This window comes from Tissierella pigra, from assembly GCF_018917845.1.
In the GTDB taxonomy this organism is placed as follows: Bacteria; Bacillota; Clostridia; order Tissierellales; family Tissierellaceae; genus Tissierella; species Tissierella pigra.
In genome coordinates this window covers 2,226,993-2,244,652 of sequence record NZ_JAHLPJ010000001.1, presented here as the reverse complement: position 1 = coordinate 2,244,652, position 17,660 = coordinate 2,226,993, and the positions used below count along the sequence as shown (strand labels likewise).

Annotated in this window: 15 protein-coding genes; all 15 read left to right on the top strand. The window is 34.7% G+C overall.

Annotated elements, in window-relative coordinates:
- Positions 1-44: 44 nt before the first annotated feature.
- The 15 genes from KQI41_RS10955 (at position 45) to KQI41_RS10885 (ending at position 17,006) form a co-directional block, all read left to right on the top strand.
- Positions 45-1,862, top strand: a complete 1,818-nt coding sequence (locus tag KQI41_RS10955; protein ID WP_216585285.1) for a VirD4-like conjugal transfer protein, CD1115 family — start codon at positions 45-47, stop codon at positions 1,860-1,862.
- A gap of 12 nt (positions 1,863-1,874) precedes the next feature.
- Positions 1,875-2,141, top strand: a complete 267-nt coding sequence (locus KQI41_RS10950) for a helix-turn-helix domain-containing protein (RefSeq protein ID WP_216585284.1) — start codon at positions 1,875-1,877, stop codon at positions 2,139-2,141.
- Positions 2,142-2,682: 541 nt separating this feature from the next.
- Positions 2,683-3,390: a group II intron reverse transcriptase/maturase gene (gene ltrA / locus KQI41_RS10945; protein WP_216585283.1), complete on the top strand. Its 708-nt coding sequence runs from the start codon at positions 2,683-2,685 to the stop codon at positions 3,388-3,390.
- 515 nt (positions 3,391-3,905) lie between these two features.
- A complete protein-coding gene (gene ltrA / locus KQI41_RS10940) occupies positions 3,906-5,150 on the top strand; it encodes a group II intron reverse transcriptase/maturase (RefSeq protein WP_216585282.1) in 1,245 nt (414 codons plus the stop codon).
- Positions 5,151-5,268: 118 nt separating this feature from the next.
- Positions 5,269-5,835 (top strand): group II intron maturase-specific domain-containing protein, encoded by a 567-nt coding sequence (locus KQI41_RS10935; RefSeq protein ID WP_216585281.1) that lies wholly within the window; start codon positions 5,269-5,271, stop codon positions 5,833-5,835.
- A gap of 544 nt (positions 5,836-6,379) precedes the next feature.
- Positions 6,380-7,621 (top strand): group II intron reverse transcriptase/maturase, encoded by a 1,242-nt coding sequence (gene ltrA / locus KQI41_RS10930; protein WP_216585280.1) that lies wholly within the window; start codon positions 6,380-6,382, stop codon positions 7,619-7,621.
- Positions 7,622-8,274: 653 nt separating this feature from the next.
- Entirely contained in the window at positions 8,275-8,934 is a 660-nt protein-coding gene (locus KQI41_RS10925; protein WP_154442800.1) for a response regulator transcription factor, read from the top strand.
- Positions 8,931-10,328 (top strand): sensor histidine kinase, encoded by a 1,398-nt coding sequence (locus KQI41_RS10920; RefSeq protein WP_216585279.1) that lies wholly within the window; start codon positions 8,931-8,933, stop codon positions 10,326-10,328. Before KQI41_RS10925 ends, KQI41_RS10920 begins: the two co-directional genes overlap by 4 nt.
- Before the next feature lie 6 nt (positions 10,329-10,334).
- The gene (locus KQI41_RS10915; RefSeq protein WP_154442798.1) at positions 10,335-11,111 is read left to right on the top strand and encodes a hypothetical protein; all 777 of its coding nucleotides are present in this window, start codon (positions 10,335-10,337) and stop codon (positions 11,109-11,111) included.
- A gap of 259 nt (positions 11,112-11,370) precedes the next feature.
- Entirely contained in the window at positions 11,371-12,213 is an 843-nt protein-coding gene (locus tag KQI41_RS10910) for an efflux RND transporter periplasmic adaptor subunit (protein ID WP_154442797.1), read from the top strand.
- 2 nt (positions 12,214-12,215) lie between these two features.
- Positions 12,216-13,424 (top strand): ABC transporter permease, encoded by a 1,209-nt coding sequence (locus KQI41_RS10905; RefSeq protein ID WP_216585278.1) that lies wholly within the window; start codon positions 12,216-12,218, stop codon positions 13,422-13,424.
- 20 nt (positions 13,425-13,444) lie between these two features.
- Positions 13,445-14,050 carry a hypothetical protein gene (locus tag KQI41_RS10900; protein WP_216585277.1) on the top strand — a complete coding sequence of 202 codons (606 nt, stop codon included), beginning with the start codon at positions 13,445-13,447 and terminating at the stop codon, positions 14,048-14,050.
- A gap of 9 nt (positions 14,051-14,059) precedes the next feature.
- Complete coding sequence (locus KQI41_RS10895; RefSeq protein WP_154442794.1) at positions 14,060-14,731, top strand: ABC transporter ATP-binding protein; 672 nt, start codon at positions 14,060-14,062, stop codon at positions 14,729-14,731.
- A gap of 62 nt (positions 14,732-14,793) precedes the next feature.
- Positions 14,794-15,600, top strand: a complete 807-nt coding sequence (locus KQI41_RS18935) for a M15 family metallopeptidase (RefSeq protein ID WP_216585276.1) — start codon at positions 14,794-14,796, stop codon at positions 15,598-15,600.
- Positions 15,601-15,743: 143 nt separating this feature from the next.
- Positions 15,744-17,006 carry a stalk domain-containing protein gene (locus KQI41_RS10885; RefSeq protein ID WP_216585275.1) on the top strand — a complete coding sequence of 421 codons (1,263 nt, stop codon included), beginning with the start codon at positions 15,744-15,746 and terminating at the stop codon, positions 17,004-17,006.
- The last annotated feature ends 654 nt before the right edge of the window (positions 17,007-17,660 follow it).

The window sequence follows — 17,660 nt, the reverse complement described above, 5'->3', positions numbered from 1 at the left end:
ATGACGTGATTTAAAAATATAGAGAAGAAAAGGGGGACTGATCTATGGAATCACAGTTATACCTGCTTATAAGCATGGCATCTCTGATGTTCTTTGTAATTGGCGGAATTTCAATGATTGCACATTATTATACCTTAAATGGAATCAAATCAAAAACTGTTGGCGATGGTCAGCATGGTACAGCTAGATTTGCTACAAAGAAAGAAATTTTAAAAACTTATAAGCATGTACCATTTAATGTTTCAGATTGGAGGAAGGGAAAAAATCTACCTACAGAGCAGGGAATTATAGTTGGGTGCAAAGGGGCTAAAAATAATGTCATAGCACTTGTAGATACTGATGATGTCCATTGTCTTATGATTGGTGCAGCAGGTGTAGGAAAGACTGCATTTTTTCTTTATCCTAATTTGGAATATGCCTGTGCAACTGGGATGAGTTTTATAACTACTGACACAAAAGGGGATTTAGCAAGAAACTATGGAAGGATTGCTAAAGAATGTTACGGATATAATATTGCAGTTATAGATCTTAGAAATCCCACACGAAGTGATGGTAATAATTTATTGCATTTAGTTAATAAGTATATGGATAGATATAGGGAAGATCACAATAATATTTCTGCTAAGGCAAAGGCTGAAAAATATGCAAAGATTATTTCAAAGACTATTATAAATTCCACAGGCGATAGTTCTGCCTATGGACAAAATGCTTTCTTCTATGATGCAGCTGAAGGACTTCTAACTGCTGTTATTTTACTTATTGCAGAGTATCTTCCACCTACGAAAGAAGATGGAGAAGTAGTTGATACCAGGCATATAATTAGTGTATTTAAAATGGTGCAGGACTTAATGGAACCAAGTAAGGTAAAAGGAAAGAGTCAGTTTCAGTTACTGATGGACAAGCTTCCTTCAGAGCATAAGGCAAGGTGGTTTGCAGGTGCAGCTTTAAACTCAGCTGAACAGGCAATGGCATCAGTTCTATCTACAGTACTATCAAGACTTAATGCATTTTTAGATACAGAAATGGAACAGATCTTATGTTTTGACACTGCAATTGATGCAGAAACTTTTTGTAATAAAAAATCTGCTATCTTTCTAATACTCCCAGAAGAAGATAATACGAAGTATTTTATGGTTAGCTTATTTTTACAACAGTTCTATCGTGAAATGTTAACAGTAGCTGATGAAAACGGGGGTAAGCTTCCAAATCGAGTAATGATTTATGCAGATGAAATAGGTACAATACCAAAGATAGAATCCTTTGAAATGATGCTTAGTGCTGGTCGTTCCAGAAAGATATCATTAGTGCCTATCATTCAATCCTTTGCACAGCTTGATAAAAACTATGGAAAAGAAGGTAGTGAGATTATAACTGATAACTGTCAGCTTACTATTTTTGGAGGCTTTGCGCCTAACTCTGAAACTGCTCAAGTTCTGTCCAAATCACTTGGAAGCCGTACTGTCATGAGTGGAAGTATCAGTAGAGGTAAAAATGATCCTTCCCAAAGTTTGCAGATGATGGAGAGACCATTATTAACAGCAGATGAACTAAAATCTTTACCAAAAGGAAACTTTGTTATCATGAAAACAGGAGTGCATCCAATGAGGACTGTACTCCGTTTGTTTTTAGATTGGGGCATCACTTTTGGTAAACCATATATTATGGAGGAAAAGTCACATCGTAGGGTTTCCTATGCAGATAAGGAAACATTAGAAGAAAATATTGAGAAACAAGAGCTAGATGAAAATATTGAAGAAATAGAATTAGAAGATGGAAAAAATACAGGTGGTGGAATGGCACACAATCCATCATCGAAAATAGATTCAATTAATAAAAAGAGAAGGCCGACATTGAGAACATAGGAGGGATAAGGTTTGAGTTATTTTGGAACAATTTATTCCTACTCATCAGATGAGCTTCCAACTCGTGCAAAAACAGTATATATGTATCTAAAAGATAGAAGTGATGCAAAGGGTGAATGCTGGCCAGCTATAAATACAATTGCAAGGGAAACTTCTATGTCACGGAGTACAGTAAAGCGAGGTATAGCTGATCTTATACGGTGTGGTTTACTTACAAAAGAACCACGGTATAGGGAGAATGGAAGTAATACATCTAATAGATATTTTCTAAAATCATAATAAGGTAAAGATAAAAGATAAACTATCCACCAAGGGGGTAGTTTGTCTTTTTCAGTTTGACGGGCATGTCATATATCTAAGGTGAAAGTCCTACGGGGCGTAGTTACCAACGAACCCAATAGCAACTTGCAAGTTTCACACCGTGAGGTGTGGGAGAGAGGAAGCAATAGCGAAATCGTGGCTTGACGAACAGAAACAGAATATAAGGCGTAAAAGGTGGATAAGTTGGCTGAAAACAACAAAGTCCAAAAGGTAACCGTAACCCTAAAGCGTAAATTCTGCAAGTAAACGAGGAAAGATATATGGCTTAACCCGTGAGGTCTCATGAGCGACACAGTAGTAACAACGAATCATGAGAAGTCAGCAGAAGTCATAGTAGCTAAAATTTTTTTTTAGTAAAGGACTGAACAATTAAAGAGCACAATACAAAATGGCTGTAGTTTAGATAATCTGATTGATACAGGTGAAAACGTACAAGGAACCCAAGGTCACTAAATTAAGACATATTCTAAACTAGCAAAAAAGGAGTAGAATGCACATTATGACAAATTTATTAGATAAAATTCTTGACAGACAAAATATGTACCAAGCCCTTAAAAGAGTATATTCTAATAAGGGGGTAGCTGGAGTTGATGGTATAACCGTTGACGAAATAGATGGATACATTAGAAAGAACTGGAAGGAAATAAAAGTCGAAATAAAAGAAAGACGCTACAAACCACAACCAGTATTAAGAGTAGAAATTCCAAAACCTAATGGAGGCACTAGACAACTAGGAATACCCACGGTAATGGATAGGATAATACAACAAGGGATAGTACAAGTATTAAATCCAATAGTAGACAAAGAATTCTCAGAATGTAGCTATGGATTTAGACCAGGTAGAAACTGTGAAATGGCTATAGTAAAGCTATTGGAATATTTCAATGATGGATATCTATGGATAGTAGATATAGACCTAGAAAAATTCTTTGATACAGTTCCACAAGACAAATTAATGAGCCTAGTTCACAACATAGTAAATGACCCAGACACAGAATCCCTAATCCGAAAATTTCTCCAAGCAGGAATAATGGATAAAGGTGAATTTATTCCATCAGAAACAGGTACACCACAAGGAGGGAATTTATCCCCACTTTTGAGTAACATAATGCTAAATGAACTTGATAAAGAACTAGAAAGTCGTGGTCTTAACTTTGTCCGTTATGCAGATGACTGTGCGCCACGAAGGCGTGTCCAAGTAGCGTAGCTACTTGAAGACAGCCATGCTGTACAGATGATGGTGGTAGGCCCACCGAAATCGCCATACAGGTGGAGATTTCAAACTACCTTAAGGTGCTGTGGTCAAAAGCCATGGTATTGAGCGTTAAGGAAAAGGCAGTATCTAAACTGTCAAGTGTGTGTTAAGGAGATGAACGAACAAGTGAACCACTTACGAAAGTGTCGAAAGCGTAGAGATTCCATCAAAACCGGGGGGTAGTCGTTAATCTGGGATAAGTCTAGGGGAAACCTGTTTACTGCCTAGATGGTGGACGGCACAAAGGTGGCATGAACTTAATACAGGCGTCTGTATGGAACGTGGGAACCCACGGGCTGATGTTAAGGGAGTATATCAAACGGAAGAACCGTGAGATAAGAGTACCAATGCAGTCATGGGGGCAGATTGGGTTGTAGTAGTGAAGAAGTTCCTGTAATGGGAATGGAGCGAAGAACCCGAGTTATTCAGTTTCAAGAATAAGTCAACTTTGGAAGGAGGAGGAGCTTATGCAAGAAACAAAGCCATACAATATTTCAAAATGGAAAGTGAAAGAAGCCTATGAAAAGGTAAAAGCAAATAAGGGAACATATGGAGTAGATGAACAATCAATTGAAGATTTTGAGAAAAACTTAAACAACAATCTATACAAAATCTGGAATAGAATGTCATCAGGAAGTTACTTTCCCAAACCTGTAAAAGCAGTAGCAATACCTAAGAAGAATGGTGGTACTAGAATACTAGGCATACCCACTGTTGAAGATAGGATTGCACAAATGGTAGCTAAAATATACTTTGAGCCAAAGGTAGAGTCCATATTTTACGAAGACTCATATGGATATAGACCAAATAAATCAGCAATACAAGCAATAGAAAAGACAAGAACAAGATGCTGGAGAAAAGATTGGATATTAGAATTTGACATCAAGGGATTATTTGATAATATCAGACATGATTACCTAATGGAATTAGTAAAAAGACATACTGAAGAGAAATGGATAATCCTATACATTGAAAGATGGTTAACAGCACCATTTCAAATGGAAGATGGAGAAATAATACCAAGAATAGCAGGAACACCTCAAGGAGGTGTCATAAGTCCAGTACTTGCAAATCTGTTCTTACACTATACATTTGATGATTTTATGGTAAAACAATTTCCAACAATACCGTGGGAGAGATATGCAGATGATGGAGTAACACATTGTACATCATTAAAGCAAGCAAAATACCTACAAAGAAGGCTGGAAGAAAGATTTAAACAATGTGGGTTAGAGTTAAATCTAGAGAAAACGAAGATAGTATACTGTAAAGATGACGACCGTAAAGGGAATTATTCAAACATATCTTTTGATTTTCTAGGATATACATTTAGACCAAGACATTCAAGTAGTAAATATGGAAAATTCTTTACTAACTTTCTTCCAGCTATATCTGAAAAGGCAAAGAAGGCAATTCGGAAAGAAGTAAGAAGTTGGAAGTTACAACTAAAAGTTGATAAAGACCTATGGGACATATCGAAGATGTTTAACCAGAAAATACAGGGATGGATTAATTATTACTCACATTTCTACAAATCAGAAATGTATGGAGTGCTACGATATATTAATGGCTGCTTAATTAAGTGGGTTCGTAGAAAATATAAGAAACGGAAACATAGGCGTAAAGCAGAATATTGGTTAGGTAGCATTGCCAAAAGAGATGTGAAATTATTTGCACACTGGAAATTTGGAATACTACCAACGGCTGAATAATGGGAGCCGTATGAGCTGAGAGGTTCACGTACGGTTCTGAGAGGGACTTAAGGGGAGGTTCCTTAGGTCTACTCACTGTATAATAACAGTAAAAAGTCAGGCAGCAGCAAAAAGAGTTATGGAATCAGTAACAAATTGGATAGAGAGAAAATTAGGACTAAAGGTAAATGTAACCAAAAGCAAAATTACAGGACCAAGAAACTTGAAATATTTAGGCTTTGGATTTTGGAAAGATGGAAAGGCTAACCAATGGAGAGCACGACCACACCAAGATTCTATTAAAAGATTCAAAGAAAAGCTTAGGAAACTTACACAGAGAAAGTGGTCAATAAGTTTTACAGAGCGACTAGAGAAATTAAACCAAGTCATAAGAGGATGGGTAAACTATTTTCTGATAGGGTCAATGAAAGGGGCATTAACAGAAATAGACTCAAGACTAAGAACAAGATTAAGAATGATAATCTGGAAAATGTGGAAAGTATCATCTAAAAGACAGTGGGGGCTACAGAAGTTAGGGATTAGTAAAGACTTAGCAAGGCTAACCTCATATTGCGGAGATAGGTATTATTTTGTAGCAACAAAAACCTGTGTATCAAGAGCCATATCAAAGGATATATTGACCCAAAGAGGTCTAATTAGCCCCTTAGATTACTATGAACACAGATGTAATGTTAGATTTAATTGAACCGCCGTATACGGAACCGTACGTACGGTGGTGGTGTGCCATGCAAGGCACACAGAAGATGAAGGAAGGCCCTTCGGCAGGATTTGAACAGGCAAGCCTGTCAAATCACTCTAATGCTGCTGTGGTTCAGATCATGGTAGTGAGCGATTAGAGAAAAGGTTGTACTAAACAATCAGATATGATACATGAAGATGAACGAAAGTGAACCATTGATGAAGTGTCGAAAGCGTAAGACTTCTGCAAAACCTATCTTTCACCACTGGATAGGGATAAGGATAGTGGAAACCTGTATAGCTGACTATCTGTGGAACGGCATCAAGGTGGCATGAGCATGTATTAGGCTTCTGTGTGAAACATGGGAACCTGTAGAGTAATGAAAATCGAAAAGATACAAGTCACAGAAAGACAAGGTCAAAAGTAGAAAAGTATTCTACAGGGGCGGAGTTACTCGTAGTAGTGTTGAAGTTGTTGTAATGACAATGGAGCAAAGGGGTAACGTCATTCTGCTTGATACTGATAACAACTAGGAGACTAGGAGGATTTGATGAGCGAAAGCAAACAGTATGAAATACCAAAAAGAATGGTTGTTGAAGCCTATAAAAGAGTAAAAGCAAACAAAGGAAGAGCAGGAATTGATGGTATTGACTTCGAAATCTTTGAAAAGAAACTAAATAACAATCTATATAAGATTTGGAACCGCATGAGTTCTGGTAGTTACTTTCCATCACCGGTATTAGCAGTAGAAATACCTAAGAAATCCGGTGGTGTGAGAAGGCTTGGAATTCCAACTATAGCTGACAGAGTTGCACAAATGGTGGCAAGGATGTATGTGGAACCAGCAGTTGAACCTATGTTTTGCGAGGACTCTTATGGGTACAGACCAAGCAAGTCAGCATTAGATGCTATAGCGACAACAAGAAAACGTTGTTGGAGATATGATTATGTAGTTGAACTGGATGTTAAAGGTCTGTTTGATAACATAGACCATGGGCTATTGATGAAAGTGGTAGAAAGACATGTAAAAGAAAAGTGGATATGCCTATATATTAAAAGATGGCTTGAAACACCGTTTATAACCAGGGGTGGGATGATTATCCAAAGGAAATCTGGAACACCTCAAGGAGGTGTGATTAGTCCCGTTCTTGCAAACATGTTTCTTCATTATGTCTTCGATATGTGGATGAAAAGACATTTTCCACAGGCTCCTTTTGAAAGATATGCAGATGATGGAGTAGTCCATTGTCATACAAGAGAAGAGGCTGTGTATATAAAAGAGTGCTTATCTACAAGATTTGAAGAATGTAAACTGGAACTACATCCGATTAAGACAAGGATTGTGTATTGTAAAGATAAGGATAGACCAAAGAAAGAGGAACTTAATGAGTTCGATTTTCTAGGTTATACTTTCAAAGCTAAATACATTAAGTGTCGAGATGGGAAAATGAGATACAACTTTATAGCATCAGTTAGCAAGGCGTCTGCTAAAGCATTCAGAAATAAAATCAGAGAATTGGAAATTCATAAAAGAACAGGATGTAAGATAGACATTATAGCAGAAATGCTGAATCCAATGATACGTGGCTGGATGAATTACTTTGGTAATTTTAATCCATCAGCGATGAAAGCTACGCTACAATGCATTGAAAGAAGGCTTGTGAAATGGGCAATGTGTAAGTATAAGCACTTTCGTGGTAGAAGACGTAGAGCAGAAAAATGGCTCTACACTTTGAGAAAGCGAGAGCCAAAACTTTTTGCTCATTGGGGAGCTATATATTCGTATTGTTGAATGATAAGAGCCGTATGAAAGGAGACTTTCACGTACGGTTCTGTGAGAAGTTTGAGGTGAAATTCCTCTTACTTACTCGACTGAGAGGGGAAATTTATTTTCCCCTACTCGATTGGACTGAGGTGGAGTTCATGATGAACCTATCAGAAGGACTCACTTTAAGAATTATCTATAGGCAGAAAAAGAACAGTATGATAATACAATAGTAAAATCTATTAATCTTAAAATACAACAATGATAACTTTATAAATAGTTCACTAAAACTATTTATTCTAATAAAAGTCTTTTTTTGCAAAAAAATATAGTTCTCAATAAATTATAGGTTGAAACTTTATATGTTTATATGAGTTAAAATTTAGACTTGGAGAATTGAAATTAAAATAAATACTTGATTTTACTTAGTTATATGTATATATTGATGTTAAACTATATTTTAACAATTAGGATGCTTCGTTATGTATTACAATAGCAAAGCTGAAAAATATATGAGGATTAATAGTTAAAATATTAGAAGTTCTAATCGGATTAAAAATAATAGTATCTTTCCTTAATACAATTGAAAAATTATTAGATTTACTTAAGTTTTAAAATAGAGACAAAGATGATACAAATAAGATACAACTTTGATGTATCATTATTAAGGGGTGATAATATTGATTCGAATTCTGATAGTGGAAGATGAAAAGCCTATCTCTGACTTAATACGAATGAACTTATTTGAAGCAGGGTATTTTTGTGATTGCGCTTTCGATGGAATGACCGCCATAAATATGCTGGATGAAAACAAATATGATTTAATTCTATTAGATATTCTTCTTCCAGAAGTTGACGGATATGAGGTTATGGAATATGTGAAGCCACTAGATGTTCCAGTAATATTCTTAACAGCAAAAGCAAGTGTAGATGATAGAGTTAAAGGGTTAAAACTTGGTGCTGATGACTATCTTGTGAAACCATTTGAAATTATTGAGCTTTTAGCAAGAGTTGAGGCTGTTCTAAGAAGATATAATTTAAGTCAATCTACCATTGAAATAGGTGGATTGCTCATTGATACCAAAGCAAGAACCGTAAAGAAAGAAAACCTAGACATCCTTCTAACACCGAAGGAATATGAACTTCTAATATTTTTTATTACTAATAAAAATATTGCACTTTTTAGGAATAAAATATACGAAAAAATATGGGGTGGGGATTATATGGGAGACAGTAGAACTGTTGATCTGCATGTTCAGCGCTTAAGAAAAAAGCTTGGCTGGGAGCAGTTGATTACTGCGGTCTATAAAGTAGGATATCGGTTGGAGATAAAACAATGAAATTATCATGGAAAGTATTTTTCAGTACTCTAATAATTACGATACTGACATTCAGTATAGGAGGTTATTTTCTCATATCTGCTGTTTTTCAGTCTGCCCTTAATAGAGAAAGCAGTTCGGCATTGGAGGAAAACAAAATGCTCCGCAGTTATTTTGGAGCAGTAATTCCTACGTCAACATCTGAAGAACAAAGTAAAGCATCAATGGTAAATATCTCAGAATCTATTATATCTCATTTTACAAATGATAAATTATCAATTAGGATTTCAGATGATGAACAGAATATAATTGCTCAGAGTGATGATGTAAGATTTGATGTAAATTTGCTGAAACAACTTGAAGACAATTCCTTGTTGTATAAGACTATAGAATATAATGGCAGATACTATATTCAGACAGCTTCTATTCTCCAGACCTTTAGCGGAAAAGTATATATAGAAACCATTCATGATATATCTTCTATTTTCACAGACAGACAAAATTTATTTTCTTCTTATCGAAAATTTATTTTTTGCATGCTGGTTGTCAACGGACTATTAGTTTTTTTAATGACATTATGGACACTCTCCCCCTTAAAAAGACTGTCCAATACTACAAGAGAAATAGCCAAAGGGAAATATAGTGACAGGGTAGTAATTCAGACAAAAGATGAAATTGGGTTATTAGCGGAGGATTTCAATAAGATGGCAGATAGTCTTGAAACCAAAATACTGGATCTTGAAGCAACGACAATAAGCCAGAGAGATTTTATAGGCAGTTTTGCTCATGAAGTAAAAACTCCCCTTACTTCAATTATTGGATATGCGGATATGCTTCGTTCAAAGAGGATGTCCGAAGAAAATAGAATCTTGGCAGCAGATTATATTTTTAATGAGGGAAAACGACTAGAGGTTCTTTCATTAAAACTACTTGATTTATTGGTAGTAAAAAATCATGAATTTGAGATGAAAGAAATTAATATGAAAGAGCTGTTCAATAATATCAAAGGGATTATGGAACCTACTATTAAGGGAAGTAATATTCTACTAGAAATTTCTGCTGAAGATATTCAAATAAGGGTGGAAGAAGATTTGATAAAAACTCTTATTATAAACCTTATAGACAATGGAAGAAAAGCAATCCAAGGGAGCGGCATCATCAACTTAACAGGCAAACGGATATCTGATGAGAGATTTATAATTATTGTTAAGGATAATGGCAAGGGGATGACAGAAAATGAGCTTTCAAGGATTACGGAGATGTTTTATATGGTGGATAAATCAAGGGTCAGAGATAAAGGTGTAGGTATTGGACTATCTTTGTGTAAAGAAATCGTGGAACTACATGGTGGAGAGATGAATTTTGAATCTCAAGTAGATATTGGAACCAGTGTTTATTTGGATTTAAGGGGGTAGAAAATTATGAGGATAAATAAAACATATATATTGACTATTTCCTTAGTATTTACTTTTATTGCAGCAGGTTTTTTCCTACCTGAATGGATGACTGCTCATACAGATCAAAGTATAATTGGTAAGGTCAAATTTGAATCAATTGAACCGCAAAAAATTATATCAGATAAAGAAATAACGATAGTTGAGAAAATAAGCTTATTGAGAGATTATCCGCAAAATGTGAATCGGATTGCACTTGAAATGGGTACGAAATTTGACTTGACTTCCGCAAGTTCTAAATTTTTAGAAGAAATTTCAGTACTTACAAAACTTGGACTGCTACCTGAAATAGAACTAAGCGATAAAACTACTGTTAAAATCGACGTCAGCTTATATGTTCAAAAAGATGAACCAACCATTAGTGGGGTGTTTTGGAATTTAGCTTTGCAAGAAGGTGAATTTTTAGGAAATTTCTACATGGATGATTATACTGGAAAGATTATACAGTTTGTTGTAACTACGCTAGATATGCCATTGATTATAGAAAATAGGGGCATTGAAACATGGGCAAATTATCTTGGGCTTGAGGCTCGAAAAATAGAATCTCAGCCGGAAACTTACTCTTTTTGGGAGGATAAAACTACAAAGATATCTGAAAGCGGCTATAACGCTTATAATTTTGAACTTAAATTCGAAGATCATGTTTTGCCCTATACATTTTATAATTTTGAAAATGGGTATGGATTTGGTTACATAAAGAAATTTATATCAAGTTATAATACCTCTGTTAAGATTCGACCATGACAAAAGCAACATGAAAAATTAATATGGTAAATTGTCTGTGTATAAGACTTTCAACAGAAAAATACGCCTTGAGTAGCTTTTAAGATTCAGCAGGGCGTATTTTTTTGTGCAAGATTTTTAAGGAACTTATTATATAAAATTCTTTGTCTTAGGTAAAAATTGTGCAAATATTAAGCAATAATGATACAACTTTGATACACGGCCCCTTTATACTTTATATTACAAGATTAATTAAATAAAAAGCGAGGTATAGAGTGATATGAATGGAAAAAAGACACGAAAAAGAAAAATTGTTACATCTATCATTGTCATTTCGGTTCTGCTGACTTCTACTTATTTACTGTCTAAAGCAAATAAGTCTCAAGAGGATGTTATGCCCTTAAGGGAATATGAAGTTTTTCGAGATGATATAACAGCAGGGATTTCTGCTAGCGGTTATTTATATCTACCAAGCGTTAATCATTATTTTGATATTCCTGTTCAGATTGAAGAAGTTTATGTAAGAAAAGGTGATACAGTAAAGGCTGGAGATAAAATTGCTAAAGCAGTTGGCACCGAATTAGAGAATCCTAATCTTTACTCCAAGTTAGATGGCGTTGTCCTTTCAGTTCCTTCTGTGGAAGGTGAAATGACTGCAGGAAAGCCAATTGTTGCGCAAATTGGAGACCCGAAGAAGATAACTGCAAGTATACAGGTATCCCAGGCAGATATTAGTGAAATAGAAGTCGGCCAGCCTGTACAGTTTACCCTCAACGCGTATCCGACGCAGACACTGCAGGGGATCGTTACAGATGTCCAGTTTGCTCCTAAAAATGCGAATCCAGTGGAATATACGGTTTACGCCTCTATTGATACACAAGAAGATATGCTTTTGTTGGAGGGGATGACATTTTCAGCCCAGCTCATTCAGAAACAGGTAAAAGATGTGTTATGCCTTTCAAACAAAGCAATTCAGTTAAGAGAAGGTAAACAAATCGTACTTCTTATGGATGAAGAAGGTAATCTATTTGAACAAGAAATCCAGACAGGCTTTTCAGATGGGCGATACAGTGAAATATTATCAGGTCTTTCTGAAGGGGAAATTGTCTACGTGGAGGGATAAGTATGCAATTGACTGAAATGTTACGTATCATATGGATTAATATTTTGCAGAACAAATTTAAGGTTGTTCTAAGTTCATTAGGTATTATTGTAGGAGCTACAACAATTGTTTTAGTAATTGCTATAGGTAAAGGTGGAGAAGCAGAAATAATCAAGCAATTCGGTGATCTGTCGGCAGCTACTATCTATATTAATCCAGATGAATCGAAAGCTGCCCTAAGTGGAAATGTGGATTTTAGCAAAATAGAACGGTTAAATCTGGAACAGATTTACCATATAAAAGAAGAAAATCCATACCTGACAAATATTATGCTTTTAGACTTTGGCAGCGTAAATGTAATGATAAATGGTAAGGAGTTTTTTAGGACTGTCACAGGTGTAACGGCAGAATATGAACATGTTATGAATCTATCAACAGCCTATGGTGAAAATCTGACAAAGGATGATGAGGAGAATAAAACATTAGTTGCTGTTTTAGGGTTTAATGTGGCGGAGCAGAGTTTTGGTAATGCTGAATATGCTGTTGGCCAATATATATCAGTCAACGATAAGCTGTTAAAAGTTGTAGGAGTTCTGCCTCGAAGAGGTGATAGTGTCGGATTAGTAGTTCCAGATTCATCAATTTTTATCCCATACTCTGTAGGAAAAGAATATATATTTAGTAATCGTTCAATACCTCGGGCAGTTGCCTTAGCAGATGATGTGTCCCATGTGGATTCTGCAATCAAATGGATTCGCAGCTCCCTCACTTATTATTTTGATAACGGTGATGCGTACACAATTGAAGATGTAGGAAGCAGAATGGAAGTCGCTACCCAGTCAGCAAGAATAATGAGTGTTATATTGATTTCTGTTGCGGTTATTGTGTTTGTTGTCAGCGGAATCGGAATCATGAATGTTTTGTTTGTATCTGTGAAGGAGCGCACAAGAGAAATCGGAATCTTGAAAGCTTTAGGCTGTTCCGAAGGTAATATACTTCTGCAGTTTCTTCTTGAATCCATGACCATAAGTGCATTTGGAAGTGTGGCTGGGATGCTTTTGAGCATTTTTATATTGCCACTTATGAGATATATTGATATTCCGGTTACTCCATCTGCAGGAGGCCAATTAGCTGCGTTATTTTTTTCGCTTCTAACAGGCACAGCTTTCGGATACTATCCTGCATATAGAGCATCAAAGCAGAAACCTATCGATGCATTAAATTATGAATAAAGTGAAGGAGAATGATTGATATGAAAAGATTAAAAAGATTAAAAAGATTTGTAGCAATTACGGTAGTTGCCCTATTAATGTTTACAGGTTGTTCAAATGAAACAATACCAAATGAAGCAAATGATATTGATTTGCAGCAAAAAGAATCTGAGGATAAGATGTTATCTAAAAAGGATTCAAATGAAGAGAATGCTGATTATGATGAAAATGCTCAAGAGTCAGGGAAGAATATTTATGGCAGGGTAAAGAGCATCATAGGCAATGAAGTTGAGATTGAGTTAGGAAAAGCACCAGATTGGGATGGAGATAATGGAGACGATGGTGAAGATAAGAAGAAACCAGGTGTCTCTACGGTAAAAGTTGCTGAAAAGGAAAATCCTCCAGGAGTTGAAGATTATTATGCGCCAGATCCATCGAACCCTATATACGGAGAAAATGGAGAAATCAACTTAACATATACAGGTGAAAGCATAACCTTGACTATACAGGCGGGGACCGAAATACGGAATGTTTTAGGAAAAACGGCGACTTTGGAAGAAATTAAAAAGGGATCTGTATTAATGCTTATGCCAAAGCTTGTAGATGGTAAGGATGCCAGCATAGAAATGCTGACAATTTTAAAGTGAGGGAATGCCATGAATGAAATGATCAGGATGGAAAATGTAAATAAATCTTACTTCATGGGAGAGGAAAGCTTGCATGTGCTTAAGGATATCAGTCTTACAGTTGAGAAGGGTGATTACCTAACCATACTTGGACCATCAGGCTCTGGCAAGAGTACTTTAATGAATATTTTGGGCTGTATGGACACTTCTGATAGCGGAATATATCAATTTAATGATATTGAGTTGAATAAGTGTACTAATAAGGAACTGTCATGGTTTAGAAACCAAAAAATTGGTTTTATTTTTCAGAAATATAATCTGATACCCCAATATACAGCAATGCAAAATATCATTATGCCTTTACTTATACGTGGGATAACCAGAAATGAGGCAGTGAAAAAAGCAGATAAAATCGTCAGTCTTGTTGGTTTGTCCGACAGGATAATGCACAAGCCAAATGAACTCTCAGGAGGACAGCAACAAAGAGTGGCCATTGCCCGTGCTTTAATAACGGAACCTTCTTTGTTGCTAGCAGACGAACCAACTGGTTCTTTAGATTCTGCTACAGGAAAGGATATACTAGCTCTTTTTAAGAAGTTGAATAATAATGGCAATACCATAATAGTGATTAGCCATAATAATCAGGTAGCTAAGCAAAGTAAACGGATTATCTCTATATTGGATGGAAAGTTGATAGAATAGAGGAAATAAACGTATTACAAAATAATTAGATAATATTTACTATGAGATAAGGGGGATTCTTTGTGTATACAATAGATAAACATGTTATTGAAGTAGATAGTTTAGAATCGAAAGTAAAGGGAAGGTCATTGTTAAAGGGAAGAGGAATAGTATCTATAGTTACTATTTTATCTATTTTTCTTATATTGTCATTTACAGTTATAGTTAATGCAGAAACTTCAGAATCAATTAAAGTTTTATTAAGAGAAAAAAAGGATGAATCTTTTTTGGAACAAGAAAAAGAAAAATCTTATTTGGTGCAGAATAGTAAAGACTGGATGCTAATGTTGGTAAATGAAAAAAGTCCTTTGCCAGATGGATATTTACCTAAATTGAAAAAACTAGAAAATGGACTTGAATTTGATGAAAGAGCAATAGATTATCTTAATGAGATGCTTGCTGATGCAAGGTTACAAGGTTTATCTCCTGTTGTTTGTTCCGCATCTAGGACAGTAGAATATCAACAAAAATTATTTGACAATCAAGTTAAGAAACAGATGGGCAATGGATTGAGTATTCATCAGGCAGTGGTTGAAGCGAAAAAGGTTGTTGCATATCCCGGGACGAGTGAGCATAATTTGGGATTAGCTGTTGATATAGTATCTCTAGATTATCAGATTCTTGATGAGAAACAAGCGACAACCCCGGAAATACAATGGCTGGTTGAACATTGTAGTGAATATGGATTTATACTTAGATATCCTAAAGATAAAACTGAGATAACAGGTGTTATATATGAACCATGGCACTTTAGATATGTAGGAAAACAGGCAGCAAAAGAAATAATGGAAAATGGCCTTTGTTTGGAGGAATACCTTATAAGATATTAAAATATACTATGTAGATATTTATATCAGTTTTTTATATTGGAGATAATTTTTATTGAACTGATTAGATAAATATATTTAAGGAAGTGATAAATTTGTTTAAAAAGACAATATTTACAGCATTATCTATAGCCTTAGTTTTCCTTATGACTGTCACGGTTAATGCAAATGCTGAGAAAGAAATTAAAATAATAGTTAATGGTGTAGAACTTAAAGCGGAGACCGAGGCAATTATAATTGATAACCGGATAATGGTGCCATTTCGTGCAATATTTGAAGCATTGGAAGTAAACGTTGATTGGATACCAGATACGGGAACTATTATCGGGGAAAAATCTGATTTAATAATGGAGCTACAGCCTAATAATAAAATTGCCAAAATTAATGGAAAGGAAGTCGAGCTGGATGTAGCAGTAAAGGTTATTGATGGTCGAACGTTGGTACCGATACGTTTTGTAGCAGAAGAAATGAAAGCAAAGGTGGACTGGGAACAAAGTACAAGAACAGTTACTATAACAACAGATGCAAACATTTACGAAAATGATAATAAAAATATTGTTAATACTGTCGGAGAAGCTAGTTCTGAAAATATTATCAATACTATTAAGCACCTTACTACACAGCCACGTGTAGTTGGTTCTGAGTTTGAAAGAGAAGTTGCTATTTTTTACGCTGATATTTTAAAATCTTACGGATATGAAGTTGAACTTCAGAGTTTCCCTTTCAAAACCTTGAGTATAGATGAGATTTTGAGTATTAATAAGAATAAATCTCTGGATTTTAACTATACGACTTTTAATGGAATAGGAACTAATGTCATAGCTAGAAAACCAGCAAATTTAAATAGTAATGCAGATATTCTAGTTATCAGTGCCCATTATGATTCTGAATCCATCACTAATGGGGTTATTGATAATGCGACTGGTGTTGCTGCTGTTATGGAACTTGCAAATATGTTACAGGAAGTATCTTTAGATACTGAAATCAGATTTATTTTATTTTCTGGTGAGGAGAATTTCATGTATGGCTCAAGATATTACGTGAGTAAACTTAAAAAGGATGAATTAGAAAGAATTAATAATATCAATATTGATTCAATAGGGGAAGAAGGTGATTTGTATCCAATAATAGGTACATTTAATGGGAAGGCTAATGAATTGACATATTTGTTTGATGAATATCTTAATAATCAGTCCTTGGAAATTAAGAAAGGTCCTCCAAGCGATTATATTGCCTTTGAATATGCTGGATGTCCTGCAGTAACAATAGCCCAATATCCATCAATGCTACTTACCAATATTGGTGGATTGATAAGTGGTGATAAAATTGAAAGAATTGATATTCAAAAAATAAAAGAAATAACAGATATGTTGTACGCCATAATTGTAGAGAATTTTCTAAGAAAATAGCCTTTTGATTGTTTAAAATATAATGATACTCCTCTATAGTTATTATATGACTGCTTAATTAGTTATAAGAAACTTATTGAGTGTAATAAGATAATTTTTAGAAGATTATTTACAATACTAGAGCATCTAAAAACAACTTATGATATGACATAATAAGCTTTATGATGTTAGAAAGTCTAGATAATAAATTTAGCCAATAAATTAGATTATATTAATGAGGAAATATGCTGAAGAAATTATTTCATATGATGAGAATTATGCTTATTTCTTTATTCTTGGAATTGAGATTGATGATGTGATGTAAAGTATAAATATGACATTTAATAAGACAAATTGAAAAAATGAAGTTGGAATAGATAGATGCTAAATGTCGAATAATTACCTACAGAAGATATTTACTTGGAAATTATAAAAGTTTAAGGAGCATATAATCTAACAATCTGCCCAATAGAAGATGATATATTAGCATATTTGTATAGTGTAAGCTTGAAATTAAAAAAGATTTGCATGTAGTTTTTAAAATGGAACTACGATAAAAAGTATATAATATTTTTAAAAATTAAAAATGTAATTTCTATAAAGTAATTTTAAGCAATGCTTTATATTAATTATACGTTAAAGCTTATGATAAAAACTAAATAATTGCTTAAGCTG